The sequence below is a fragment of the Pseudomonas syringae KCTC 12500 genome (assembly GCF_000507185.2).
GTDB classification, from domain to species: domain Bacteria; phylum Pseudomonadota; class Gammaproteobacteria; order Pseudomonadales; family Pseudomonadaceae; genus Aquipseudomonas; species Aquipseudomonas syringae.
The window spans coordinates 4728999-4754332 of record NZ_AYTM02000002.1 but is presented as its reverse complement, the minus strand read 5'-3'; the positions used below and the strand labels follow the sequence as shown (position 1 = coordinate 4754332).

Below are 25334 nucleotides of genomic sequence, written 5' to 3'. Positions count from 1 at the left end.
TCCGCCCCGCTTCGCTGTCGCTACCAACTGTAACGCAAGCCCACACTGGCACCCCACGGCTGCTCGATGGCATCGCCATTGCTGTAATCGAAATCAGCATGCAACTGCAGGTTGTCAGAAAGCGACACCGAAACACCCGCCCCCAACTCGCCACGGGAACCGGAGAGGTCGTTGTTGAACACGTTATCATTGACCTTGACCTCGTTCCTGTTGACGAACTCGTGAGCAACGGCCACCCGCACATAAGGTTGCAGCGTACGTCCTTTGCCCAGGTCGAAACTGCGCCCCGCTGTCGTACCGACCTTGCCGAGCAGCGACCGGCTGCGGTCACCTTCGGCACGCATACCGTTGTCCAGTGCGTAGTCCTTGCCCTGAACGACCAGGCCCGCCAGCTGGGTATAGGGTTCGAGAAAATAACCGTTGTCCAGCTTGATGTGCCGACCCAGCTCCAGCGACGCGCCAACCCCCAGATTGTCGTAGTTGCCGCGCGCGCGGGAACCATCGCTGAGATTGACTCTGGCCTTGTTCTTGAACTGATTGAGCTTGATCACGCCATCGACGTAATAGCCGCTCTCGCTGTCCAGCCAGGTGCTGTAAGCGCCCAGCGAGTAGCTGTCGACCTTGCCACTGGCACCGTGATCCAGACTGAGGTCGGACGTACTCTGCCCGATCATCACACCTGCCAGCCATTGCCCAGACCCCATAGGCAGCTTGCCATCTGCGCCGAGCGCGACACCGCTCTGAACCTGCTGATATCCGAAGCCTGAGGCGTCGGCGACATTGAATTTGTTGCCGTAGGTACGTATCCAGCCACCGGAACGGGCCTGGTCCATGCGCAACTCGCCCATGCGCGAACGTAGCGTCGTCAACTCCCCGTACCAGACTGTCGGCACCGTGTTGAACAACGCCATGACAGTTTGTGCCGCGGGACTGATGGTGCGAGTGGTGGTATCCAGATACCAGTCGTTGTCGCCCTGCTTGATCAGGTCATAGGACCAGGCGCCCAGATCCACTGCGCCGCCTGCGAGCGAAAAGCTGGCATCGCCGGCTGCCGCATGCACGACGTGCAAGCTGGTATCGCTGAGCGGATCGACACCCGTGCTGCCAATAAGCAAGGTATGACTGCCGGTCGCGTTGCCCGTGATGTCAAGAAAGTCAGTGGCCTGGCCACCGAAATCCACATCCATCATGAAGGTGCCGCTCCCTGACAGGCTTGCGAGTGACAAGGTGTAAAACGCGGCCGCGTCGCCAAACCTGACCGAGCCGCCGTTCATGGACAGTTCATTCACCTGACCATTCTCGACCATCACCCACTGGCCCTGGCTACTGAGCGACAGGCTGGATACGTTCTCCAGGCGCCCGGTCAGGGTCGCATTATTTTGCAGTGACAGGCTGGCGGTACTGCCCTCACCCGCCGATACATCGCCCTGCAGATGGCTGTTGTCCACGGTCATGTGCGCCGTTGAACCGTCGATCAACTCCAGTATCTTGCCATTGCCGCCAGTCAGCGTAGAACCATTGTTGACCTGGATATCGGCAGTCGCGGGCGCGCCGGTGGGCGTTCCGACGATCAGCGCTGACCCGGTGATACCTTCGACCCGGGTTCCTTCAAGGACCAGCAGATTGCTTGAGGGCACGGCCGGGTCAGCGCGCAAGCGCACGCCATATTGCTGCCCGGTAATGGTGCTGCCGGACGCCTTCACCGTGGAGTCCCACATCTCCATACCTCTGCCATTGGTGCCAGTGGCCGTTACTGAAGTACCTTCCAGGGTCAGGTTGCTGAGCGAGCCGGCATTTATTCCGCGATTGGTGGCGGTGATCGTGCTGCCGTTGACGGTGGCCGTGGAGCCGACCAGTTGCGAACTTTCATTGCCCATCCCCAGGCCATCCGCGCCGCCTGTCAGGACGCTACCGACGATCAACGCATCTGCCCCGGTCAACGAGACGGCTGAAGAGCTTGTCCCCCCACTGACCTGACTGCCAGTAAGCGTCAGCTTGGCTCCGGTGATCGTGGATATTTGCAGGGTGGTCGCGCCGTTGGCGGTCAGATTCCCGGTGCTGACAACCCGATAGCTGTCCAGCGGGCCTGTTGCATCGATGGTCTGCGGCGTATCGACAAGGATTTGCGCAAGCGCATGACTACCGGTCAGCAAGGGAGAAAGAAAAATAACGGTCTTTAGTGTCCATGAAAGCGGACGCAGCACGAAGGGAGCATTCATGAGGATGCATTACCTTGAGGTAAACCAGGTTGAACCCCGTGACGACTGCCCGAAAGCGGCCTCGGGAGGGAGGCCGCAAGACTAGCGGGATCCAACTGAATGCTCTGTAGGACGCTTCCTAGATAACAGTAGGGAGGTTCTGACAGCAGATGATCGTCGGGGAAAACACCGATAAGCGTAGGTGACATGACCCGGTACGCGTCGGCCTTCCTAAACCGTTTGGGAGCAACCTGAGTCTGCTTATACCCGGCAGGGTGACTGCGGCAGGCCGCAGGCACCGTCTGCCGGTGACCCTCCTTAGTTTTCCGTTGGTTGACCTGTTTTGAGCACGATAGGACAAGACCCGTTTGCGTCGTACATCCCTACCCGGGCGGTGGTTTCCAGCGAGGTAATGGTTTCGCCTCCCATGCTGAAGGAGTACCTGATCCTCGCGCTCCCGTTTGGGCTGCTGCCTGAAGGATTGTAGATAGGCAGAATGTGTTTATCGTAGGGCGTGACCAGCCAGATGAAACCGGTGGCCGGATGGCTGCCTCCCAGCACGATAACCTCGTCTTTTTCGGTGCCGTAAATAGGCGCGTCGCCCTTAGATCCCTCGGAGCCATACCAGTGCAAAGTGACGGTTTCATTGTCCGACAGATATTTCGAAAGATCCGGAACGCGGACCCGTATACCTGGTTCACCCTCCCCCGGATTTTCGATGCCGTCGGCGAAGAGTGAATCGCAATTCAGCCAGCCATTAGGACTGGTGCCCTCGAAAACCGGGGCTTCCGGGATGATGACAATGGCATTTACCTGGACCAGAGTGTCCGGCGAGTGTTGCGTGTTTTCTGAATCGGGCGCATGGATGCGGTAATGAACCGGCAAGTCATCGCGATTGCCTTCATGATCAATGTAACTCCAGGGTATTTCAACCTCACGCGCGGAGCCTGCCGTGTCAGAAACAGTCACGGTGTATTGCGCCTCTGCTACATGGCTCGTGCCCCAGTAGAAATCGATAATTTCTCCCGCTTGAAGTTTTTGATACAAATTGAAACTGACCTTGGCAGGCTGGTTATAGTCCGCAGCTGTCAGGATGTTCACTAAATTGGACGTCTGGCCACGGACCTCGACCGGCAGTAATGCGCCGTTGACTGGATCAGGCCACCCAGGGCCGGTTATAGGGTCAGGGCCGATAGTGGCGAAATTGACATTGACGCTGATGCTTTTCACTTCGGACGGAACGACACCACGCAGGATTCGATAACTCACAGCGGTGGGCTGGTCGCCGCCGTTCGCTTGATTGTATTGCCCCTGCAGAACCAGATCAGGGACTCTGATCGAAATCGGAAAATCTGGAGAGCTGCCGACTTCGTCAGGTCGAAGCACCTCAGTACCCCAAGTGACTTCGGTACGGTCGGCCGCCTTCCAGTTATCGAACGACTCGATCAACACCTCGACCCCAAGTCTCGCATCAGGCAGGTTAATCAACTTTTCTGGAGGCTGTGCCAAGGGCACGACGGGCTCTTTCAAGTTGTCGGGCAATAGCCCCAGCGCCACGTCGATGCGTTTTGGGCTGGAAAGCGAAGTGCGATTGGTGGCTTTGTCGACCAGAATGTAAATGGCGTAGTAGGGCTCGTCCCTGGACGCTTCAATGGCCGAAACGGGGAATGTCACCGTATTATTCGTCGGGCTGGTCAGTTCAACGACACCAACCGGATCCGGCAGTTCTTCAGCACTCTCTGGCAACGGCGTGCCAACCCAGTAGAAGGCTACCTTGTCGCGGGGTTTCCAGTTGTCATAGTCAGGCAGCGTGCCGACCAGACCGCCCGGGTTTGCATCCAGAAACGCCTGGGTCAACTGATCTGTAGCCAGAACCATCTGCTCAGGCTCAAGATGCTCGCCCGGCGGCGTGGTATCGACGATCAGGTCGATCGACGGGCTGATGGTCTCTTGATCATTCGGTTGCCTGATCCGGTAGCGCAAACTGTAAGCACCGTCTGCAGGTTTTGCCAAGCCTTGCATTAAACTACTCAGCGGAATATCGATCACCATTGGAAAGGTGTCAGGATCAACCGGTGCGGTAACGGTATCGCTAAACACTTCTTTAAACGCGTCGTTATCCGCCGCTGCACCGATAGCCCAATCGATGAAAAAAGTATCGGAGTCGCCCGGGTCAGTGACCAGTCCTGCCCACTGAGGCAGGGTGACCTTGAGAAATTCGCCAGCCAGGACATCCTTGTTCAGCGTTCCATCGGCCGGGTCCACAATGCCCGCCACCTGTGCAGGGGCAAGGTCTGCGTCGATCCCTGAACCGCGTTGACTGCGCGCCAGCCGGTAGGCGATACGCGCTTTTTGTTTGTCATCTAACGTTGCTGTTGTTTTTGAATCGACCATCATCAGCACTCCTTTGCTATCCGATTGCCGCCCTGTTTATGCAGAAAACGTACGGGCGGATTGATCATGCACCCAGGGTCTGTTGCCGTTGCATCGCGAGCCGATACAACGGCAACAAACCCTGGCCGTCTCGACAAAAGTTTGTCTGCCAGAACCAGCCATCCAGGCCGGTAGCCCCTTCGATTAAACGGTAGTCGCGCGACGCTGGATACTGTCATTAGTACCAGGGGTGCGCTTTGCAAGGCACGCTCGACAGGCGCTCGTATCAATCTCGATACATTTATGACATGCGCCCGACATTCGATCACGCCACCCTACCGCCGAGCTTCCCGGCGAAGTAGCATGAGGGGCAGCGCTGATCTTCAACAGCGGCCAGTCCATGGCGGCACAAGCAGGCGACAGACGCATTATGCAAGCACTTCCCGATACCTCCCTGGATGCCACATCGACCGATCAGCGCTGGAGCGTTCGTGCGCTGATCGTCGATGACGATGTGGCCATTCGCGAACTGCTCTGCGACTACCTGACGCGCTTCAATATCAACGCCAGTGGCGTCACCGACGGCACACAGATGCGTCAGGCGCTGACCGCGGAAACCTTCGACGTGGTGGTGCTGGACCTGATGCTGCCCGGTGAAGACGGGCTGTCACTGTGCCGCTGGCTGCGCAGCACGTCGGACATCCCGATTCTGATGCTGACCGCACGCTGCGAACCGACTGACCGGATCATCGGTCTGGAACTGGGTGCCGACGATTACATGGCCAAGCCGTTCGAGCCGCGTGAACTGGTCGCGCGCATCCAGACCATTCTGCGCCGGGTCCGCGACGAACGCAGTGATCAGCGCACCACCATTCGTTTTGACGCGTGGCGCCTGAACAGCGTCCTGCGCCAGTTGACCGCCGCCGATGGCCTGGTGGTGCCGCTGTCCAACGCCGAGTTTCGTCTGTTACGTGTGTTTCTCGAACGGCCGCACCGGGTGCTGAGCCGCGAGCAGTTGCTCGATGCTGCCCGCGGCCGCTCAATCGAGGCGTTTGACCGCAGTATCGATTTGCTGGTCTCGCGTCTGCGCCAGAAGCTCGGCGATGATCCGAAAAATCCACAACTGATCAAGACCGTGCGCGGTGAAGGCTATCTGTTCGATGCCAGGGAGCTGGGTTGATCCGCAGATTCGACACGCTGTTTGCGCGACTGTTTGGTGGCGCTCTGTTGGCTATTCTGTTGGCGCACCTGCTGGCCTTCATCTGGTTCACGCAGTACGGCATGCGCCCGCCGCCACCTACCGCGTCCAACACCGAGCATGGGCAATTCGATCAGCGGCCCATGCACAGACCGCCGATGCTCGGCGGTCCGCTGATATTGCTGTTCTTCCAGTTCATCACCCTGATCATTGCCGCGTGGTACGGTGCCAAGGCCCTCAGCCGTCCCGTGCAGAGTCTGAGCGAAGCAGCCGAGCGCCTGAGTGAAGACCTCGACAGCCCGCCACTGGAAATCAGCGGCCCGCAGGAAGCCCGACAGGCTGCGCAGACGTTCAATCTTATGCAGCGCAAGATCCGCGAACAGATGCAGCAGCGCGGGCGCATGCTGGCTGCGGTATCCCACGACCTGCGCACGCCCCTTTCACGGCTCAAGCTGCGTGTCGAACAGATCGAAGAGCCCAGGCTGCATGGCCAGATGACTCAGGATCTCAATGACATGATCAGCATGCTCGACGCCACCCTCGCCTACCTCAATGAGCACCGGCGCAGCGAAGGCCTGCAGCAATTCGACCTGCAGGCGCTGATCGAATCGCAGGCCGAGAATGCCCAGGACAATGGCGACGACGTGCAGTACGAAGGCCAGTGCAAACCGCTCAAGACGCAGCCGATGGCGCTGCGCTCGTGCCTGCAGAATCTGGTCGACAACGCTCTGCGTTACGCTGGTAGCGCGCGTATTGTGATTGAGGACAGCGCCGATCACGTGCGCATATCGGTCGTTGATCACGGACCGGGGATTGCGCCCGAGTTTCACGAGACAGTATTCGAACCGTTCTACCGTCTGGAAGGTTCTCGCAACCGCAACTCCGGCGGAATCGGCATGGGTATGAGCATTGCGCGGGAAGCCGCGCGGCGCATCGGCGGCGAGCTATCGCTCACGCAAACGCCAGGCGGCGGCCTGACGGCAATCCTCGATCTGCCACGACGCAGAGCGACTGCATAGCCCGCCCGCTAGCGGGGACGCGCCCGCTCGCTGCCGACCCAATCGGTCAACAGGCTATAAGCGACTGCCAGAAGCGTCGGGCCGATGAACAGGCCGATGAAACCGAATGCCAGCAATCCGCCGAACACACCCAACAAGACAATCACCAGCGGCAGATTGCCGCCCCTGCTGATCAGGTATGGCTTGAGCACGTTGTCCACGCCACTGATGATGAACATCCCCCAGATGCCCAGAAATATCGCCATGCCGTACTCGCCCTGCCAGACCAGCCAGGCAGTGGCAGGCAACCAGACCAAGGGCGGGCCCATCGGGATCAGACTGAACAGAAAAGTCAGAATACCCAGCACCAACGCGCCGGGAATACCCGCGATCAGGAAGCCGATCAGCGCCAGTACCGCCTGGGCCGCTGCTGTGCCGATGACGCCGTTGACCACGCGCTGCACTGTGCCAGCGACCAGATCCAGATAATACTGGGCGCGCTCGCCGATCAGGCGTTCCAGCAGGCTGAGCACGAAGGCGGCCAGGCGCGGACCGTCCCTGTAGAAGAAGAAGGCGAAGACGATGCTCAGGGTCAGTTCCAGAATCCCGCTGCCGATCTGCGCACTGCGTGCCAGAATCCAGTTACCGACCTGACCCAGATGCGGCTTGAGCGTCGCCATGAACGCCGCGCCTTGCTGATCGATGGTGGTCCACAGCGCGACCAGTCGTTCGCCCACCAGCGGAATACCCGCCAGCCATTGCGGTGGGTCGGGCAAGCCGTCGACCTGAATGTCCTTGATCAAGCCCGTGGCGTCACGCACATGGTCGGCAAGATTGAAGCCCAGCCACACCAGCGGCGCCGCGACCAGCAGCATCCAGCACAGGCACATCACCAGTGCAGCCAGCGACTCACGGCCCTTGAACCAGCGGGTCAGCAAACGCATCAGCGGCCAGCTGGCGAAGGCCAGTACCGCGCCCCAGACCAGCGCCGACCAGAATGGCGCCATCACCCAGAGACAGGCACCAAACAGCGCCAACAGCAGAATCTGCACCAACAGACGGTCATTGTTGAACATGCGCTATTCACTAAAAAGGATCGGAGGAAGCGAGCATAATGGCGAACCTGCCTGTCCGCCATCACTGTTCTAGCGGATAACCTCGATCTTGAGCCCCTTGCCTTCAGTGACGCCCGCCTCGAGCCGGGACGCGCGAACGCCTTTGGCGATCAGGGCGTCAAGCCAGGCGCCGGCACTGGGCCCGGACACGGTGGCGCGCAGGCTGCTGTCCAGGTTCAAGGCGCGAGAAACAAGAGTAACCCAGGCATCCTGCGGTTCGCCGCTCAGTCGGGGCAGTTCCAGCTTGCCGGTGCTGCGCAATTGGCGCAGCAAGGTGGCAGAGGTCGGCAGCAGTTCGCCCAGTGGCGCAGAGGATTCAAACTGCTCGACGTGCAGGTAGGCCCGGCGGTTGCCACGGGTGATGCTGTAAAGCGCTACCAAGGTGTCACTGCGCGGTTCTGCCAGACGCAACAGAAGGTAAGCCTGGCGGTCATCCGCACCATACAGTTTGGCGTTGCCGAACACTTCGTTGGCCCACAGGCTGCTTTCTCCGCAGTCGCGCGCCTGACACCAGAACAGAAGTTCGGCGCCTTGCTGCTGCAAGGATTCGCGAGCTGCGGTGAAGGCGTCGTCGGAAGTCCGCTCGGCAGGTAATTGATAGGTAATCGACGTCAGATTGCCGCGCGCACTGACCTGGCCATCAAAACGCAACTGGCCGCTGATCTTGCGGATCGAGCCCATGGGGTAGACCCGCTCGAGCTCGGCAGCCGGACGATAATCGACGATTTCCGTATCGGCCAGACGCGGCAGAATTTGCAGATCACTGCTGCCTGTTACGTCGGCGGCGCAGAGCACAGTGCTGAACATCGACAGGCACAAGGCGACAACGGGAACACTTGATAAACGCATGAGTGCTCTCATTGGCAGGCAAGCAGGGAACGAAAATATAAAAGATCGCCAGCGAGGCGGTCACCAGAGGCTGCGGATTGATCCATCACGGTTGACTCCTGTTTCAACCCGTCCAGCGTCGACAGTTGCCGGGCTCAAGTCAAGAAGCAGCGAACAAGCGATTGATACAGTGTGCAACAGCGCTCGCACCCTGCTCGTCGTTCAGGTGCAGATGATGACCGCCTTCAAGCTGCACGACGTCGAAAGGCAGCCCGGACAGCATGAGTTGGTTTTTCGCCAGCATGCCGCCTGTAGCGACCAGCAGTTGCGTCGGGCAACGGATAGCGTTTACGAAAGACATCGCCTGCTGATGTGTAAGACGAATCGCAGATGGCAACGTCAGGCGGCTGTCGCTGCGCCAGGTATAGCCGCCGGGTACCGGCATCAGACCGCGCTGGGCGAGTAATTCGGCAGCCTCGCGACTCACCGGGACCACGCCTTTCATACGCGCCTGAACAGCACGTTGCTGATCCTCGTAAACCGGCTTTTTCTTGCCTGACAGCCTGAGCTGCGCCTGCAGAGCGGAGCCCATCCGCCCGGCGGCGGATTCAGGGTCGCCGGTCAAGGGAATCAAACCATCGATCAGGGCCAGCCGCGTGACCCGCTCCGGCAACGACCCGGCCAGCAATACCGAAATGATCGCGCCCAGCGAGTGGCCCATCAGGGCGAAGCGCTGCCAGCCCAATTGCTCGGCGACCTGCAGCACGTCGAACACGTAGTCGGCCAGCGCATAGGACGCCCCGGCAGGCCGATGCTGTGAATGACCATGCCCGGCCAGATCGAGCGCTACGATGCGCAGGCCCTCCAGTCGCGGTGCCAGGCGTGCAAAGCTGTTGACGTTGTCGAGCCAGCCATGCACGGCAATCACCGGCTGGCCGTCTTCGGGGCCGTAAAGATGAGCCGCCAGTTCGATATGCCCCAGATTGAAACGCACCTCTTCCATGGCAAACGTCACGCCGTCACCCTTGAGGCACTGCGTGCGTCCCAGCGAGCCAGCAGCGTCTTGAGCAGCAATGCGGTTTCATCCGGTCGTTCAAGAGGAAACATGTGCCCTCCAGGCATGGACAGGTATTCGCCTTCGCGCATGCGTCGGGCCAGATAGCCATGATGAGGCATGATCACCCGGCTGTGTGTGCCGCGCACCATCGCGAGTGGCACCTTGAGTTGCCGTGACGGCACTGGGCTGGTGTGCGGGATGCTGCGGTAGATGCTGATCTCGGTCGCCGGGTCGAAACGCAGACGCCACTGCCCGCCGTCCTCGCGCAGACCATGTTGCAGGTAAGCGGTCAGGCAGTCGGGATCGAAGCGGCTGAACAGGGTCTTGCCAGCGAAGTAGGCGCGTGCCGACGGCAGATCATCAAACGCCTCACGACGGCCCAGGGTACGGCCCGCTGGCGTGATGCGGTCGATAAAGCCCAAGCGCTTGGCGGCGCGTATGAACAACTGGTCAGCCAGCCCCAGCACCGGCGAATCGAGCATCACCACGCCCCGGTAGAGTTCCGGGCAGCGCAATGCGGCATGCAGATGCAACACGCCGCCGAGCGAGTGCCCTACCCCCCACACCGGGCCAGGCTGCTCGCGCAGATGGTGAAGCAACTCATCGACCAGATTCAGCCAGTTGTCATCCACCGGAAAACGCGGATCATGGGCGTGTTGCTCAAGATGGGCCACCGAAAATTCCGGTGCCAGCGCGCAAAACAGCTTGCTGTACGTCGCCGAAGGGAAGCCATTGGCGTGAGCAAAGAACACGGGTTGCGACATGCCAATACTTCCATGAGCGGGCGAGTCACGATTGTGCCAAGTTGCTTCGCAGATCGGCAATGACTGGAACCGCCATCGCAGGTGTCACTCCGGCCATCAGGATCACCCGATACGGCGGTCGGAGCGGCATGAAGGCCTATAAAGCCTGGGTGAAATGGTCCAGACAAGCCTTTATGTAGGCGACCTGAAAACCAAAAGACTGCCTGAAGAGAGCCTTGGCTTAAGCAGAGGGATTAATAGCTGAGAACACTCAATTGACTGGAGGCTCTTTGCCATGCGCTACGACGGCCACCGTCAAGCGTGAAATGCAGCTTGGCTTGCCTTCGTCGTTGCTGATGCGGATGTCCCATACATGAGTGGTCCGGCCTATGTGCACAGGCCTGACCACACCGGTGACACGCCCGCTACGCACACCACGCAAATGGTTGGCGTTGACCTCCAGCCCGACGCAGAAATACTTGCTCGGGTCGACGATCAGGTAACTGGCCATTGACCCCAGCGACTCGGCCAGGACCACGGAGGCACCGCCGTGCAGCAGTCCGAAAGGCTGGTGGGTACGTTGATCGACCACCATGCTGGCCGTGAGGGAGTCATCGGTGAAAGACTCGAAGCGAATGTCCAGCACTTCACCAATGGTGTTTTTTTGAGCCGCCATAAGGGCTTCGATATCGGGAGCCTGACGCCATATGCTCATGCTGAATCCTTTTCCCGGGAGAGCCGCATTCGCGGCGGTTATTAATTGCGCGTACAGACCGTTCAGACGTGCCTGACGCTGTTGAGGCGCATCCCGCCTGCCACTACGAACTCGCCTTCCAGCTCGGCAAGACTGGCCGTCCTCATCGGCTCGGCCTGTCGCGGACTGCCGTGTGCCAATACCCCGATCAGCTCGCCCACCAAAGGCTGATGGCTGACCAGCAGCACTTCATCGATACCCAGCTTGTCCAGTTGCGCCAGCACCTCACGCGGGCTGCTGTCGGGTGTAAGCCAGGGTGCGGTGACGATCGAGCCATCGAAGGCCAACGACTGACGCACCAGCTCGGCAGTCTGTTGTGCACGCACATAGGGGCTGGCGATGATCCGTTGCACGGGCTTGTCAGTCAGTTGCAGCGCACTTTTCAACACTTCCTCACGCCCATGTGCAGTCAATTCGCGCTCCGCATCACTGCGCGCCCGCGACTGCGCTTCGCCATGACGCAATACCCAGACCTTCATGGCTTTGGTTCCTGATCGCGCACCGGCTGTACCGCTGGCGGGACATTATGAGGAACCTCGCCTTCGGGCGCACGCGGTGCTGGCCAGTCGCCAAAAGGCCAGGGCTTATGGTCGCTGTGAAACGTCCCGAAACGACCGATCTGCGCCAGGTACTGGCTGATGCTGTCGCCGAAGTTCATCAGGCCACCATTCGGCGCACCGTAAATCAGGCGGTAGACCAGTTGCACCAGCACCACGCCCGCCAGAATGATCTGGGCAACGTGCCATACGCCCAGAAACAGCAGCATCCACAGAATGCGCAGCAGGATCGATTCGTTGTGCTGGATTTTCGACTCGTTCAAGACCTTCTCCTGATCAGACTGAATTCAATTAAAGCCGGTAATCGAAATGAAATCGACGTCCGTCTTGGGCTCGGCCCGCATCAGCGCCTCGATTACCTGGCTGAGCGTACGACCTTCAAAAAGAATCGCGTGCAGCCCGGCGACCAATGGCATATAGACCTGCACTTCCTGCGCTTTGACCTTGAGCACCTTGAGGGTGTTCACACCCTCGGCCACCTCGCCCAGGCGTGTGACCGCTTCTTCCAGCGTCAGCCCCTGGCCCAGGGCAAACCCGACCTGATAGTTGCGGCTTTTCGGCGAGGAACAGGTGACGATGAGATCGCCCACCCCGGCCAGGCCGAGAAAGGTCATCGGGTTGGCACCCTGGCTGACCGCGAAACGGGTCATTTCCGCCAGCGCCCGGGTGATCAGCATGCTCTTGGTGTTTTCGCCCATGTCCAGCGCCACCGCCATGCCGGCAATGATTGCGTAAACGTTCTTCAGTGCCCCGCCCAGCTCGACGCCAAACCGGTCATTGCTGGCATAGACGCGAAAGGTGCGCCCGTGCAATGCCGCCTGAACCTCCTGACACAACGCCTCGTCTTCGCTGGCAACCACCGTTGCGGTCAACGCATGCTCGGCGATTTCCCGCGCCAGATTGGGCCCGGACAACACGCCGATACGCGCTTGCGGGACGATCTCTTCGAGGATCTGACTCATCAGCTTGAAGCTCTGCGCTTCGATACCCTTGGTCAGGCTCACCAGCATCTTGCCATTCAGGCGCTCGACGTGAGGCGACAGCACCGAGCGCAAGGCACTTGATGGCAAGGCGACGAAGATCAGTTCACTGGCGTCGAGCACCGCCGTCAGGTCGGTGACCGGTTCGACTTCAGGACGAATCTTGATGCCCTTGAGGTAACGGGGGTTTTCACGATTGACGCGAATGGCCTCAGCCTGCTCCGGATCACGCATCCATTGACGAACCTGATGGCCGTTCTCGGCCAGCAGATTGGCAATGGCCGTACCGAAGCTGCCACCGCCAAGCACCGCGACGGGTTGCTGTGTGGTCATAAAACTATCCATCCAGAGCCATTCAAGTGGCGATGTGATCATTATACGGAGCAACACGTTATCAGCTAGCGACAAAGCTGATCCGTTAAGCAGTCAGGACAGCATCAATCGAACAAGTTCGCTGGAAACACGCGCCATCTCGGTTAACATGCGCGCACAGCATGAATCATCGTGATGGCCGGCCTTGCCTTGTGCAGCCAGACCGATTCGCGACCACCGGGCAAACAGGCATGGACGCATCAATCGAACAACCTCAGCAGTGCCTTGCGCGCGAGGCGCACAGCCGATGAAGTTTCGGCACTGGGACATCAATACCCGCACGCAGATCATCAGCCTTGGCCCTGCCCTGTTGCTGACGGCTTTGCTGATCAGCTTTTTTACTTTCGTGCGTATTCAGGATCTGCGTCAGGAGCTCAATCACACCGGGCAGTTGATCGCCAATCAGCTGGCGACCGCGGTCGAGCCGGGCGTGACCACGGGTGATATCGAGGGGCTCAAGGCGCTGATGCGCGCCACCCTGTCCATGCCCAGCGTTCGCTATGTGGAAATTCAGGACAGCTCCAATACCGCCGTGATCTACATAGACCAGCCGCGCGACAACGAGCAGCAGGCCCGGCAGATGGAAGTGTTCCTGGCACCCGTTCAGCCGCAGCGCACCACCATTCACGGCAATCCCGGCTCGCCTGCCTCAGGAAAAAGCCAACCCGCGCAGGGCGCTTCACAGCGTTATCTGGGGCGGGTGCTGGTGGGCATGTCCAGCGAAGCATTCAGCCGACGTCAGCAGGAGATACTGCTCAAGGCTGGCGTCCTGGCGATGGTCGCTTTGCTGTTCGCCTTTCTGCTGGCGCGTAGCCTGGCTTTGAGCCTGTCCAGGCCCATCAGTGATATGGGCGAAGCGCTCAAGGCGATTCAACAGGGCGATTACCACACGCCCATGCCGGTCAGCGACGACGCCGAACTGGGCGCGCTGGCGCGGCACATCAACAACCTGGCAGAGAACCTGCACCGCGCCAGCCTCGAGCAGCAGCGCTCGGTGGCACAGCTGATCCAGACCCGGGAAGAAGCCGAACAGGCCAACCGCGCCAAATCTGATTTTCTGGCCATGATGAGTCACGAGCTGCGTACGCCCATGAACGGTGTACTGGGCATGCTGCAGCTGCTGGAAACCACGCACATGACCCATGAGCAGAGCGAGTATGCGACGCTGGCGACCGAATCCACCGAGCATCTGCTGCGGGTCATCAACGATATCCTCGACTTTTCCCGCATCGAGCGCGATGCCCTGCAGATGGAAGGCATACCGTTCAACCTGGCGGAACTGGTCAGCGCCTCGACCCACGCCTTCAACCACAGCGCCGCGCAACGCACGCTGCTGCTGGAGCTGCACATTCAGCCAGGCCTTGAGACCTTGAACGTCATAGGCGACCCGACCCGCATTCGCCAGATTCTGGTGAACCTGATCGGCAACGCGCTTAAATTCACCGAGCAAGGCAAGGTCTGCGTCGACGCCAGGTGGGCAATGCTCGACGATGAGCTGCTGCACTTTACCTGTGCGGTACAGGACAGCGGCATCGGTATCGACGCCGAGCGACTGGAATCGATGTTCGATGCGTTCAAGCAGGCCGACAGCTCTATTTCCAGACGTTACGGCGGCACGGGGCTGGGGCTGCCGATTGCGCGGACTCTGGCCGAACGCATGGGCGGTACCTTGCACGCCGAGAGCGAGGAAGGGTCCGGCTCATTATTCACGCTGCAGATCCCCCTGCCCGTCTCGCGCGACGCTTCGGTGGCTATTGCCAAGCCGCTGTCGACACTCGACTCACACGGCCGGGAGCGCAGCATCTTGCTGGTCGAAGACAACCCGGTGAACCGCACCGTGGTGCAGGCCATGTTGCGTAATCTGGGGTGCGAGGTCGACATCGCTGTCGACGGTGCCGAAGCAGTGGCGAAGGCAAGCGCAGGCAATCACGCGTTGATTCTGATGGATTGCCGACTGCCGGTCATGGACGGCTATGAGGCCACCCGTCGAATCAGGCAACTTTCCGGGCTGGAGCGAATCCCAATCATTGCCCTGACCGCCAACGCGTTACAGGGTGATCGGGACGCCTGTTTGCAGGCAGGGATGGATGATTACCTGCCCAAACCGTTCAAACATGCTGATTTACAGCAGGTTTTGCAGCGCTGGCTGTCCTTTGAAGCACCTGTGACTGGCGATAAATGTTAAATTGCGGCAGTCTTGGCACCCAGATCGGCCAGCAAAATCGGCTGAATGACAAAATTCAGTGTACAGGTGTACCTTGATTTCACCTGCGCTGTGACTTTCATTACAACGCAACAGTCTATGAGTAGGCTGCCGGACAGGGTCCTGGCGAAATTAGCGCGCCAGGACTGGCGTTCGGGCCAGTGGCGCCACAACCTGCCGCACAAGATTATTGAGGAGCTCGCATGACCAAACAACACGCCTTTACCCGGGAAGACCTGCTGCGCTGCAGTCGTGGCGAGCTGTTCGGCCCAGGTAATGCGCAACTGCCCGCCCCCAACATGCTGATGGTTGATCGCATCACGCACATCAGCGATGAGGGCGGCAAGTTCGGCAAGGGTGAGTTGGTCGCCGAACTGGATATCAATCCGGACCTGTGGTTCTTTGCCTGCCACTTCGAAGGTGATCCGGTCATGCCTGGATGCCTGGGCCTCGACGCCATGTGGCAGCTGGTCGGCTTCTATCTTGGCTGGCAGGGCAATCCCGGCCGTGGCCGTGCCCTGGGTTCAGGCGAAGTGAAGTTTTTCGGTCAGGTTCTGCCTACCGCCAAGAAAGTCACTTACAACATCCACATCAAGCGCGTCCTTAAGGGCAAGCTGAACCTGGCCATCGCCGACGGCTCAGTGAGTGTCGACGGTCGCGAAATCTATACCGCCGAAGGCCTCCGGGTCGGCGTGTTCACTTCCACTGAAAATTTCTAAGGGTACTCGCATGCGCCGCGTCGTTATCACTGGTCTGGGTATTGTTTCCTGCTTGGGCAATGACAAAGAGACCGTCACCGCTAACCTGCGTGCTAACCGCCCTGGCATCCGCTTCAACCCGGAATATGCCGAAATGGGTCTGCGCAGCCAGGTTTCCGGCTCCATCGACCTGAATCTGGAAGAGCTGATCGATCGCAAGATCTTCCGCTTCGTCGGCCACGCGGCAGCCTATGCCTACCTGGCGATGAAAGACGCTATCACCGATTCGGGCCTGACCGAAGAGCAGGTTTCCAACGTGCGTACCGGCCTGATCGCCGGCAGCGGCGGCGCCTCGACCCTGAACCAGATGGAAGCGCTGGATACCTTGCGTGAGAAAGGCGTCAAGCGCGTTGGCCCCTACCGCGTCACGCGGACGATGGGCAGTACCGTTTCGGCCTGCCTAGCCACACCATTCAAGATCAAGGGTGTGAACTACTCCATCTCGTCCGCCTGCGCCACCAGCGCACACTGCATCGGCAACGCTGTCGAGCAGATCCAGCTGGGCAAACAGGACATCGTCTTTGCCGGTGGCGGCGAAGAAGAGCACTGGAGCCAGTCGTTCCTGTTCGACGCGATGGGCGCACTGTCCACCCAGTACAACGAAACGCCGGATAAAGCCTCGCGTGCCTACGACGCCAAGCGTGACGGTTTCGTCATTGCTGGTGGTGGCGGCATGGTGGTTGTCGAAGAACTCGAACACGCATTGGCGCGTGGCGCGAAGATCTACGCAGAAATCGTCGGCTACGGCGCGACCTCCGATGGCTACGACATGGTCGCACCCAGCGGTGAAGGTGCCATTCGTTGCATGAAGATGGCGCTGGGCGACATCGACTCTGGTGCCATTGACTACATCAACACCCACGGCACCTCGACTCCGGTCGGCGACGCCAAGGAAATGGAAGGCGTGCGCGAAGTATTCGGCGCCAACGCTCCGGCGATCAGCTCCACTAAGAGCCTGTCGGGGCACTCGCTGGGCGCCGCAGGTGTCCACGAAGCGATCTACTGCCTGCTGATGATGGAGAACAACTTCATCGCAGGTTCGGCCAACATCGAAGAGCTGGACCCGGTGGTTGCCGACATGCCTATCCTGCTCAAAACCAAGGAAGACGCCAAGCTCGATCTGGTCATGAGCAACAGCTTCGGTTTCGGTGGCACCAACGCCACGCTGGTCTTGAAGCGCTGGGCGGGCAAGTAATACTGCTTTTGCCACAAACAAAGAAGGCGCCTTTCGAGGCGCCTTTTTTGTGAGTCGGAAAAACGTGGCTAGTGCTCTTCGGTATATCTGCGGGGACGATGGATCTTCAGAACACCTCTCGCTCCTCACGCCCCAGCGTGGGAGTGCAGTTCACGACGCTCTGCGTCGCAAGAGGACGCAGAGCGTCCGGACCGGCATGCCCACGGAACGGTAGTGTCATCCGGCACGCCTTAGGGGAAGATCGTTGTTCCTTCAGCCGAACACTTCTTTCAGCAAATCATGCATCGACTTGAACGCGCGGCTCGATACTTTGGCGTCGTACATCATCATGCCCGGCACGTTGGCGTGCGGATCGGTGAAGGAGTGGAATGCACCGCCGTAGCTGTACAGTTGCCAGTCCACGCCAGCGGCGTTCATCTCGTCTTCGAAAGCCGGCAGTTGCTCTTTCGGCACTAACGGGTCAGAAGCACCGTGCAGGACCAGCACCGAGCCCTTGATGTTTTTGGCGTCAGCCGGGTTGGGTGTGTCCAGCGTGCCGTGGAAGGAGATCGCGGCTTTCAGTTCGGCACCGGTACGCGCAAGCTCCAGAGAGCAGCAGCCGCCGAAGCAGAAACCGAAGGTTGCGATTTTGCTTGAGTCCAGAGACGCCCCCCCCTGACCCAACAACTGGTCAAGTCCTGCCTGCATACGCTTGCGCAACAGGCCGCGATCGTTCTTGAGCGGCGTCATGGCAGCGCCCGCCTCGTCATTGTTACCTGGACGAATCTGCTGACCATACAGGTCAGCCAGCAACACTACATAGCCCTCGGCTGCGACCGCTTTGGCAATGTCTTCGGCACCCTTGCTGACACCCATCCAGTTAGGCGCCATCAACAGACCCGGCTGTGCAGCAGTAGCTTTTGTGTCGTACACCAGACGGCTTTCATAAGGCTGACCATCAATCTGATAGACCACAGAACGAATTTCGATATTGCTGCTCATTACTGACTCCTGATCGTTGGAGAGATGGAGGACGTTTCGCGGGAACTGAAACAAAAAACCCGCCGAGGCGGGTTTCTTGTCAACCGGCTATCAAACCGACAGTTCTACCAGCAACTTGTTCAGACGGCGCACGTAAGCGGCCGGATCCTTGAGGCTGTCACCAGCGGCCAGCGCGGCCTGATCGAACAGGATGTGCGACAGATCGCCGAAGCGGTCTTCGCTCTGTTCGGCATCGAGCTTGCTGATCAATGGGTGCGCAGGGTTGAATTCGAAGATAGGCTTGGAATCCGGCACCTTCTGCCCGCTTGCTTCCAGAATCTGACGCATTTGCAGACCCATATCCTGCTCGCCAATGGCAAGAATCGCAGGCGAATCGGTCAGACGATGGGAAACCCGCACTTCGCTCACCGACTCACCCAGCGCGGCTTTCAGGCGCTCGATCAGGCCTTCCTTGTCCTTGGCGATCTCTTCCTGAGCCTTCTTGTCCTCTTCGGAGTCAAGCTTGCCCAGATCCAGGTCACCACGCGCCACATCCACAAAGCCCTTGCCGTCGAAGTCGCTCAGGTAGCTCATCAGCCACTCGTCGATACGATCGGTGAGCAACAGCACTTCGATGCCTTTCTTGCGGAAGACCTCAAGGTGCGGGCTGTTCTTGACCTGTGCGTAGGATTCGCCAGTGAGGTAGTAAATCTTGTCCTGACCTTCCTTGGCACGCGCCAGGTACTCGGCCAGAGAAACGCTCTGTTCGCCGCTGTCGTCGGACGTCGATGCGAAACGCAGCAGACCGGCGATTTTTTCCTTGTTGGCGAAGTCTTCTGCCGGACCTTCCTTGAGGACCTGACCGAAGTTTTTCCAGAAGCCCTTGTACTTCTCGGGCTCGTTTTTCGCCAGCTTCTCCAGCATGTCCAGCACGCGCTTGGTCAGCGCCGACTTCATCGAGTCGATGATCGGGTCTTTCTGCAGAATTTCACGGGAAACGTTCAGCGACAGGTCATTGGAGTCGACCACGCCCTTGACGAAGCGCATGTACAGCGGCAAGAACGACTCGGCCTGATCCATCACAAACACGCGCTGCACGTAGAGCTTGAGACCACGCGGTGCTTCACGCTGATACAGATCGAACGGCGCACGCGCAGGCACGTACAGCAGCGAGGTGTATTCCAGCTTGCCTTCGACCTTGTTGTGGCTCCAGCTCAGCGGGTTCTCGTAGTCGTGCGCGACGTGCTTGTAGAATTCCTGGTACTCCTCGTCCTTCACCTCGGTGCGCGGACGGGTCCAGAGTGCGCTGGCGCGGTTGACGGTTTCCCACTCCAGCGCCGGAGCCTCCTCGCCTTCGGCTGCCGGAGGCTGCTCTTTGGGCAGCTCGATCGGCAAGGCAATATGGTCGGAGTATTTCTTGATGATGTTGCGCAGGCGGTAGCCGTCAGCGAACTCTTCTTCACCGTTTTTCAGGTGCAGAACAATACGGGTGCCACGATCAGCCTTGTCGACGGTGGCGACTTCGAACTCGCCTTCGCCCTTGGAAGACCAGTGCACGCCTTCGCTCGCTGGCGTGCCGGCACGACGGCTGAACACTTCGACCTGATCGGCAACGATGAACGCCGAGTAGAAGCCCACGCCGAACTGACCGATCAGGTGCGAGTCCTTCTTCTGGTCGCCGGACAGGTTTTTCATGAAATCGGCGGTACCGGACTTGGCGATCGTGCCAAGGTGGGTGATCACGTCTTCACGGCTCATACCGATGCCGTTGTCTTCAAGCGTAACGGTCTTCGCGTCCTTGTCGAAGCTCACACGAATTTTCAGCTCCGCGCCGCCTTCCAGCAACTCGGGCGTGGACAACGCTTCAAAACGCAATTTGTCGACCGCGTCAGACGCGTTCGAGATCAATTCGCGAAGGAAAATTTCCTTGTTGGAATACAGCGAATGGATCATGAGGTGCAGCAGTTGCTTTACCTCGGTCTGGAAGCCCAGGGTTTCCTTTTGAGTTTCCACACTCATAATCATCAAACTCCGATCTGGATGGTATAAGCCGTCACGGTCAGGCAGCAGCCTGTGTGACAGCGGGTAGTCATCAAGGTGGGGGCTGGGTCGGGGATTTCAAGAGCCAATGATGCCTGGAGCGTGTTTCGTGCGCCGGGCACGAGGCGAACCCGCCTGCTCGGCGCTCGCCGGAGCGGCTGATGATCGGCGCGCTTTCATCAGCCTGTAACGACCGTGAAACGGCGCCCTCCATTATTGTCGTCACGGGTGGAACTTAACCCTCGGGGGCAGGCTCTTAGGCTCGTGAATACTTAATAAGGAGAAACACCCCATGCGTAAATCTTTAGCCTATGCCTTGATGCTTTCTGCCACCCTGGGCCTTGCCGCCTGTGACAAAAAGTCCGAAAACACTCAGCAAGATGCCAACAAGGCAGCTCAGCAGTCCCAGGAGTCGATGGAAAAGGCTCAGGAAAAAGTGAATGACGCGGCCAAGGAAAGCCAGGAAGCCGCTCAGAAGAACGCTGAAGCCGCTCAGCAGCGCACCAATGAAAACGCCGACAAGGCGCCAGAAGCAGCACCAGCCACCAAGTAAGGCTGACACGCTCGCAGAACTAAAAAGGCCCGCTTATAGCGGGCCTTTTCATGCAACACGATTTTTCCTGCGCAATCGTCTAAAGCCGGGCCTTCAAGCCAGCGCCTCGCTGCGCTTGCCCATGACCCTGTCGACCACCACTGCTACTGCCAGCGTGACAACCGCAGGCACCAGCCACGCAAGCCCCTGATCACCCAGCGGCAGATGGCTCAGAACAGCGGGCAACGCGTCGGCGAAACCGGCGCCCTTCAGCGCATCGATCAGACCAAACACCAGCGAAACCAGCATCACGGGCGCCACTACGCGTCCCTGGCGCTGCCAGAGCCCCTTGCAGAAGCTCAGCGCGACCAGAACAATGCACGGCGGATAAATCGCCGTGAGCACCGGAATCGAAAACTGGATCAGTTTAGTCAACCCGAGATTGGACACCAGCAGCGAGAACACGGCGAGGATAATCACCAGCGTTCTGTAGGACAGCGGCAGCACCTTGGCAAAGTATTCGGCGCAGGCACAGGTCAGGCCTACTGCAGTGACCAGACACGCCAGGGAAATCAGTACGGCAAGAAAACCGCTGCCCAGCGAACCGAAGGTGTGCTGTACGTAGGCATGCAGAACCGCTGCGCCATTACTGGCACCTGCGGCCACGGCGTGGCTGCCGGAACCTAGGCGAAACAGACTGACATACACCAGCGCCAACCCGACCCCGGCGATCAGCCCGGCAATGATCGCGTAGCGCGTGATCAGACGGGGCGATTCGACACCGCGAGAGCGGATCGCGTTGACGATGACGATACCGAAGACCAGCGCCCCCAGTGTGTCCATGGTCAGGTAACCATTGATGAAGCCCTGGGAAAACGGCGCTACGGCGTACGCCGGCTCTGCCTCCCCTATTCCGCCTGCCGGCAAGGCGAATGCCGCGATGCCCAGTACCGCCAGCGCGATGATCTTCAGTGGTGCCAGAAAGCGTCCCACTGTATCGAGCAGGCGCCCCGGGTACAGCGACACCCAGAACACCACCAGAAAGTACACCAGGCTGTAGAGGAACAACGCCATCGGCGTGTCGCCGGTCAGAGGCGCCAGTCCGACTTCGAACGAGACCGTGGCGGTACGTGGCGTGGCGAACAATGGACCGACCGCCAGATAGCAGACGGCAGCGAGCGCCCCGCCGGCGATCTTGCCAATCGGACTGCTCAGGGCATCCATCGCGCCCCCGACCCTGGCCAGAGCAATCACGGTAATGACCGGCAAGCCAACTGCGGTGACCAGAAAGCCCAGCGCCGCCATCCAGACATGCGGCCCGGCCTGCAGACCCACTATGGGGGGGAAGATGATGTTGCCAGCCCCGACGAACAGGGCAAATGTCATAAAACCGAGTGCCAGGATGTCCTGGCCTTTCAACACTTTCATTACGAGGGACCACACGGAATCGAAATAAGGGATGGGACGTCACCCATGAATGGGGCAGACGCAGCCCGTCGGCGTAAGACGTGGCAGTACCTTGCGAAACGCCCCTCGTGAGGGCAACGCAAAAACGGCGGACAGGGTAGCCAACTTCGCTCGAAAATGCACTGTCTCAGGGCGAGCCACCCGACGACGCACCCTGAACTGGCAGTTGCAAAAGCCGCTGTAAAACCAGAAATGCCTGACAGACCAGGCGTTTCCTAGCGGATAGATTGGCCCTCCTCTCTATACCCGGCAGCTTATTTCCATGCCTGACATCACCCATCTGAGCGCGATACTCACGCCGACCCTGTATACGCCACGCCTGGTCCTGCGGCCCTTGCAGGTTGCAGACGCCGCAGCGATGCAACACCTGTTCAACCAGTGGGAAGTGGTGCGTTATCTGACCCACCATGTGCCCTGGCCCTACCCTGACGGAGAAGCGCTGCGTTATATCCGCGAGGACGCAATGCCAGCCATGCAGGACGGCGAAGAGTGGCACTGGTCGATTCGTCTTTGCGGCGAACAGGATCATCTGATCGGGGCCGCGTGCATGATGGATGAGCCAGACAACAATCGCGGATTCTGGCTCTCCCCACCCTATCAAGGGCTGGGCCTGATGTCGGAGGTCTGCGTGGCCATCGACCGTTTCTGGTTTGAAACCTTGAAACGTCCTGTTTTGCGTGTAGCCAAATCGGCCTTGAATGAAGCGTCGTGCCGCCTGTCGCGGCGTGAAGGCATGCGTCTTGTGACCGTCCAGGAAGCGCAGTTTGTTTGCGGGACCACCCAGGAGCAGATATGGGAATTGACCCGCCAGGAATGGCAGATGAACAACAATCGATAGGAGAACACAGGACCAGGACGCCCCGCGGCCTTTTTCAGACGCCCAAACAAAAGCCACCCGAAGGTGGCTTTTGTCGATTACCCGAAAAGCAAGCGAGGCTTACTTGGTCGGCCAACCGGTCAGCTCGGCCAGGGCCTTGCCGATATCTGCCAGGGAGCGCACGGTTTTCACGCCAGCGTCCTGCAGTGCAGCGAATTTCTCGTCTGCAGTACCTTTACCACCCGAGATGATTGCACCGGCATGGCCCATGCGCTTGCCCGGAGGAGCAGTCACACCAGCGATGTAGGAAACAACCGGCTTGGTCACGTGTGCCTTGATGTAGGCAGCCGCTTCTTCTTCAGCCGAACCGCCGATCTCACCGATCATGACGATCGCTTCGGTCTTCGGGTCTTCCTGGAACAGCTTCAGGATGTCGATGAAGTTCGAGCCCGGGATCGGGTCACCGCCGATACCAACACAGGTGGACTGACCGAAACCGGCGTCAGTGGTCTGCTTCACAGCTTCGTAAGTCAGGGTGCCGGAACGCGACACGATGCCTACCTTGCCTGGCAAGTGAATGTGACCTGGCATGATGCCGATCTTGCACTCGCCCGGAGTGATGACGCCTGGGCAGTTAGGACCGATCAGGACCACACCCAGCTCGTCGCACTTGACCTTGGCTTCCAGCATGTCGATGGTCGGGATGCCTTCGGTGATGCACACGATCAGCTTGATGCCGCCGAACGCTGCTTCAAGGATGGAATCCTTGCAGAAAGGAGCCGGAACGTAGATGACGCTGGCGGTTGCGCCAGTGGTGTCTACCGCTTCTTTCACAGTGTTGAACACGGGCAGGTTCAGGTGCGTGGTGCCACCCTTGCCTGGTGTCACGCCGCCAACCATCTTGGTGCCGTAGGCAATGGCTTGCTCGGAGTGGAAGGTACCTTGCGAACCAGTGAAACCCTGGCAGATAACCTTGGTGTCTTTATTGATCAGGACGCTCATTACTTGCCCTCCGCGGCTTTGACAACTTGTTGAGCAGCGTCGGTCAGGCTGGTAGCAGCGATGATGTTCAAACCGCTTTCTGCCAGTACTTTAGCGCCCAGCTCAGCGTTGTTGCCTTCAAGGCGAACAACAACCGGGATTTTAACGCCGACTTCTTTCACTGCACCGATGATGCCTTCGGCAATCATGTCGCAACGAACGATGCCGCCGAAGATGTTGACCAGTACTGCAGCGACGTTGGCGTCGGACAGGATGATCTTGAACGCTTCGGTAACGCGTTCCTTGGTGGCACCGCCGCCAACGTCAAGGAAGTTTGCAGGCTTGCCGCCATGCAGGTTGACGATGTCCATGGTACCCATGGCCAGACCGGCACCGTTGACCATGCAGCCGATGTTGCCTTCCAGCGCAACGTAGTTCAGTTCGAACTTGGCGGCGTGAGCTTCGCGAGGATCGTCCTGCGAAGGATCGTGGAAGCCCTTCAGCTTTGGCTGACGGTACATGGCGTTGGCGTCGATGTTGATTTTGGCGTCCAGGCAGTGCAGATCGCCGTCAGCCTTGATCACCAGCGGGTTCACTTCCAGCAGTGCCAGGTCATGGTCCTGGAACAGCTTGGCCAGACCGGTGAAGATCTTGGCGAACTGAGTGACCTGCTTGCCTTCCAGACCCAGCTGGAATGCTAGATCGCGACCCTGGAACGGCTGAGCGCCGACCAGTGGATCGATGGTGGCCTTGAGAATCTTTTCAGGAGTGTCGTGAGCGATCTTCTCGATGTCCACGCCACCTTCGGTGGAAGCCATGAACACGATACGACGGCTGGAACGATCGACCACAGCGCCCAGATACAACTCTTTGGCGATGTCGGTGCAGGACTCGACCAGGATCTTGGTCACTGGCTGACCGTTGGCGTCAGTCTGGTAAGTCACCAGACGCTTGCCCAACCACTGTTGAGCGAACGCTGCAGCGTCTTCCTTGCTGCGAACCAGCTTTACGCCGCCCGCCTTACCGCGACCACCTGCGTGAACCTGGGCTTTGACGACCCACTCGGTCCCGCCGATCTTGTCGCAGGCTTCTGCTGCTGCTTCCGGGGTGTCTACCGCGTAACCCTTGGATACTGGCAGGCCGTACTCAGCGAACAGCTGCTTACCCTGATACTCGTGAAGATTCATGCTTATTACCGTCTTCGTTTA

22 protein-coding genes are annotated in these 25334 nt (G+C 59.3%); 7 read left to right on the top strand and 15 right to left on the bottom strand.

Annotation, left to right across the window (positions count from 1 at the left end):
* Positions 1-20: 20 nt before the first annotated feature.
* Together V476_RS21330 and V476_RS21325 are read right to left on the bottom strand one after the other, a co-directional pair.
* Positions 21-2219, bottom strand: coding sequence for an autotransporter outer membrane beta-barrel domain-containing protein (locus V476_RS21330; RefSeq protein WP_024960485.1), 2199 nt, complete (start codon positions 2217-2219; stop codon positions 21-23).
* A gap of 297 nt (positions 2220-2516) precedes the next feature.
* Positions 2517-4595, bottom strand: coding sequence for a hypothetical protein (locus V476_RS21325; protein ID WP_024960484.1), 2079 nt, complete (start codon positions 4593-4595; stop codon positions 2517-2519).
* 406 nt (positions 4596-5001) lie between these two features.
* Here V476_RS21325 and V476_RS21320 point away from each other — a divergent pair, with 406 nt between their 5' ends.
* Together V476_RS21320 and V476_RS21315 are read left to right on the top strand one after the other, a co-directional pair.
* Entirely contained in the window at positions 5002-5751 is a 750-nt protein-coding gene (locus tag V476_RS21320; protein WP_010426439.1) for a response regulator, read from the top strand.
* Complete coding sequence (locus V476_RS21315; protein ID WP_003423602.1) at positions 5748-6788, top strand: sensor histidine kinase; 1041 nt, start codon at positions 5748-5750, stop codon at positions 6786-6788. The genes V476_RS21320 and V476_RS21315 overlap by 4 nt, the downstream gene beginning before the upstream one ends.
* An 8-nt stretch (positions 6789-6796) precedes the next feature.
* On the opposite strand, the gene V476_RS21310 is transcribed toward V476_RS21315, so the two are convergent.
* The 8 genes from V476_RS21310 to V476_RS21275 all read right to left on the bottom strand — a co-directional run bounded on the left by V476_RS21310 (position 6797) and on the right by V476_RS21275 (position 13134).
* Positions 6797-7843, bottom strand: a complete 1047-nt coding sequence (locus tag V476_RS21310; protein ID WP_003394617.1) for an AI-2E family transporter — start codon at positions 7841-7843, stop codon at positions 6797-6799.
* Between the two features lie 69 nt (positions 7844-7912).
* Positions 7913-8731 carry a DUF4892 domain-containing protein gene (locus tag V476_RS21305; protein ID WP_024960483.1) on the bottom strand — a complete coding sequence of 273 codons (819 nt, stop codon included), beginning with the start codon at positions 8729-8731 and terminating at the stop codon, positions 7913-7915.
* Positions 8732-8870: 139 nt separating this feature from the next.
* The gene (locus V476_RS21300; RefSeq protein ID WP_024960482.1) at positions 8871-9725 is read right to left on the bottom strand and encodes an alpha/beta fold hydrolase; all 855 of its coding nucleotides are present in this window, start codon (positions 9723-9725) and stop codon (positions 8871-8873) included.
* Complete coding sequence (locus V476_RS21295) at positions 9722-10531, bottom strand: alpha/beta fold hydrolase (RefSeq protein WP_024960481.1); 810 nt, start codon at positions 10529-10531, stop codon at positions 9722-9724. Before V476_RS21295 ends, V476_RS21300 begins: the two co-directional genes overlap by 4 nt.
* Before the next feature lie 250 nt (positions 10532-10781).
* Positions 10782-11225: a hotdog fold thioesterase gene (locus tag V476_RS21290; protein WP_003343540.1), complete on the bottom strand. Its 444-nt coding sequence runs from the start codon at positions 11223-11225 to the stop codon at positions 10782-10784.
* Between the two features lie 62 nt (positions 11226-11287).
* A complete protein-coding gene (gene sixA, locus V476_RS21285) occupies positions 11288-11743 on the bottom strand; it encodes a phosphohistidine phosphatase SixA (RefSeq protein WP_024960480.1) in 456 nt (151 codons plus the stop codon).
* Entirely contained in the window at positions 11740-12084 is a 345-nt protein-coding gene (locus V476_RS21280) for a DUF4389 domain-containing protein (protein ID WP_016567778.1), read from the bottom strand. The genes sixA and V476_RS21280 overlap by 4 nt, the downstream gene beginning before the upstream one ends.
* A 24-nt stretch (positions 12085-12108) precedes the next feature.
* Positions 12109-13134 (bottom strand): NAD(P)H-dependent glycerol-3-phosphate dehydrogenase, encoded by a 1026-nt coding sequence (locus V476_RS21275; RefSeq protein ID WP_003316574.1) that lies wholly within the window; start codon positions 13132-13134, stop codon positions 12109-12111.
* Between the two features lie 286 nt (positions 13135-13420).
* Between V476_RS21275 and V476_RS21270 the strand changes: the two genes are divergently transcribed.
* The 3 genes from V476_RS21270 to fabB all read left to right on the top strand — a co-directional run bounded on the left by V476_RS21270 (position 13421) and on the right by fabB (position 17329).
* Positions 13421-15358 (top strand): ATP-binding protein, encoded by a 1938-nt coding sequence (locus tag V476_RS21270; protein WP_016567777.1) that lies wholly within the window; start codon positions 13421-13423, stop codon positions 15356-15358.
* A 221-nt stretch (positions 15359-15579) separates the two neighbouring features.
* Positions 15580-16095, top strand: coding sequence for a 3-hydroxyacyl-[acyl-carrier-protein] dehydratase FabA (gene fabA, locus V476_RS21260; RefSeq protein WP_003316569.1), 516 nt, complete (start codon positions 15580-15582; stop codon positions 16093-16095).
* 10 nt (positions 16096-16105) lie between these two features.
* A complete protein-coding gene (fabB, locus tag V476_RS21255) occupies positions 16106-17329 on the top strand; it encodes a beta-ketoacyl-ACP synthase I (RefSeq protein WP_003394585.1) in 1224 nt (407 codons plus the stop codon).
* Positions 17330-17581: 252 nt separating this feature from the next.
* On the opposite strand, the gene V476_RS21250 is transcribed toward fabB, so the two are convergent.
* A complete protein-coding gene (locus V476_RS21250; protein WP_003316567.1) occupies positions 17582-18310 on the bottom strand; it encodes a dienelactone hydrolase family protein in 729 nt (242 codons plus the stop codon).
* 90 nt (positions 18311-18400) lie between these two features.
* On the bottom strand, positions 18401-20308 hold the full coding sequence (gene htpG / locus V476_RS21245; RefSeq protein WP_003423593.1) for a molecular chaperone HtpG: 1908 nt from the start codon (positions 20306-20308) through the stop codon (positions 18401-18403).
* Positions 20309-20621: 313 nt separating this feature from the next.
* On the opposite strand from htpG, the gene V476_RS21240 reads away from it, so the two are divergent.
* Entirely contained in the window at positions 20622-20882 is a 261-nt protein-coding gene (locus V476_RS21240) for a lipoprotein (RefSeq protein ID WP_003316565.1), read from the top strand.
* Positions 20883-20975: 93 nt separating this feature from the next.
* On the opposite strand, the gene brnQ is transcribed toward V476_RS21240, so the two are convergent.
* Positions 20976-22289, bottom strand: coding sequence for a branched-chain amino acid transport system II carrier protein (brnQ, locus tag V476_RS21235; RefSeq protein WP_024960479.1), 1314 nt, complete (start codon positions 22287-22289; stop codon positions 20976-20978).
* A 301-nt stretch (positions 22290-22590) separates the two neighbouring features.
* Here brnQ and V476_RS21230 point away from each other — a divergent pair, with 301 nt between their 5' ends.
* Positions 22591-23166: a GNAT family N-acetyltransferase gene (locus tag V476_RS21230; RefSeq protein WP_024960478.1), complete on the top strand. Its 576-nt coding sequence runs from the start codon at positions 22591-22593 to the stop codon at positions 23164-23166.
* Positions 23167-23265: 99 nt separating this feature from the next.
* On the opposite strand, the gene sucD is transcribed toward V476_RS21230, so the two are convergent.
* Both sucD and sucC read right to left on the bottom strand, forming a co-directional pair.
* Positions 23266-24147 (bottom strand): succinate--CoA ligase subunit alpha, encoded by an 882-nt coding sequence (sucD, locus tag V476_RS21225; RefSeq protein ID WP_003316562.1) that lies wholly within the window; start codon positions 24145-24147, stop codon positions 23266-23268.
* Positions 24147-25313: an ADP-forming succinate--CoA ligase subunit beta gene (gene sucC / locus V476_RS21220; protein ID WP_003316561.1), complete on the bottom strand. Its 1167-nt coding sequence runs from the start codon at positions 25311-25313 to the stop codon at positions 24147-24149. The genes sucD and sucC overlap by 1 nt, the downstream gene beginning before the upstream one ends.
* Positions 25314-25334 lie beyond the last annotated feature (21 nt).

Coding starts and splice junctions, on each gene's coding strand:
- V476_RS21320 (WP_010426439.1), top strand. CDS start 5,002: ATGCAAGCACTTCCCGATACCTCCCTGGATGCCACATCGACCGATCAG.
- V476_RS21330 (WP_024960485.1), bottom strand. CDS start 2,219: ATGAATGCTCCCTTCGTGCTGCGTCCGCTTTCATGGACACTAAAGACC.
- V476_RS21290 (WP_003343540.1), bottom strand. CDS start 11,225: ATGAGCATATGGCGTCAGGCTCCCGATATCGAAGCCCTTATGGCGGCT.
- V476_RS21250 (WP_003316567.1), bottom strand. CDS start 18,310: ATGAGCAGCAATATCGAAATTCGTTCTGTGGTCTATCAGATTGATGGT.
- htpG (WP_003423593.1), bottom strand. CDS start 20,308: ATGAGTGTGGAAACTCAAAAGGAAACCCTGGGCTTCCAGACCGAGGTA.
- sucC (WP_003316561.1), bottom strand. CDS start 25,313: ATGAATCTTCACGAGTATCAGGGTAAGCAGCTGTTCGCTGAGTACGGC.
- V476_RS21325 (WP_024960484.1), bottom strand. CDS start 4,595: ATGATGGTCGATTCAAAAACAACAGCAACGTTAGATGACAAACAAAAA.
- V476_RS21295 (WP_024960481.1), bottom strand. CDS start 10,531: ATGTCGCAACCCGTGTTCTTTGCTCACGCCAATGGCTTCCCTTCGGCG.
- fabA (WP_003316569.1), top strand. CDS start 15,580: ATGACCAAACAACACGCCTTTACCCGGGAAGACCTGCTGCGCTGCAGT.
- fabB (WP_003394585.1), top strand. CDS start 16,106: ATGCGCCGCGTCGTTATCACTGGTCTGGGTATTGTTTCCTGCTTGGGC.
- V476_RS21230 (WP_024960478.1), top strand. CDS start 22,591: ATGCCTGACATCACCCATCTGAGCGCGATACTCACGCCGACCCTGTAT.
- sucD (WP_003316562.1), bottom strand. CDS start 24,147: ATGAGCGTCCTGATCAATAAAGACACCAAGGTTATCTGCCAGGGTTTC.
- V476_RS21275 (WP_003316574.1), bottom strand. CDS start 13,134: ATGACCACACAGCAACCCGTCGCGGTGCTTGGCGGTGGCAGCTTCGGT.
- V476_RS21310 (WP_003394617.1), bottom strand. CDS start 7,843: ATGTTCAACAATGACCGTCTGTTGGTGCAGATTCTGCTGTTGGCGCTG.
- brnQ (WP_024960479.1), bottom strand. CDS start 22,289: ATGAAAGTGTTGAAAGGCCAGGACATCCTGGCACTCGGTTTTATGACA.
- sixA (WP_024960480.1), bottom strand. CDS start 11,743: ATGAAGGTCTGGGTATTGCGTCATGGCGAAGCGCAGTCGCGGGCGCGC.
- V476_RS21240 (WP_003316565.1), top strand. CDS start 20,622: ATGCGTAAATCTTTAGCCTATGCCTTGATGCTTTCTGCCACCCTGGGC.
- V476_RS21270 (WP_016567777.1), top strand. CDS start 13,421: ATGAAGTTTCGGCACTGGGACATCAATACCCGCACGCAGATCATCAGC.
- V476_RS21305 (WP_024960483.1), bottom strand. CDS start 8,731: ATGCGTTTATCAAGTGTTCCCGTTGTCGCCTTGTGCCTGTCGATGTTC.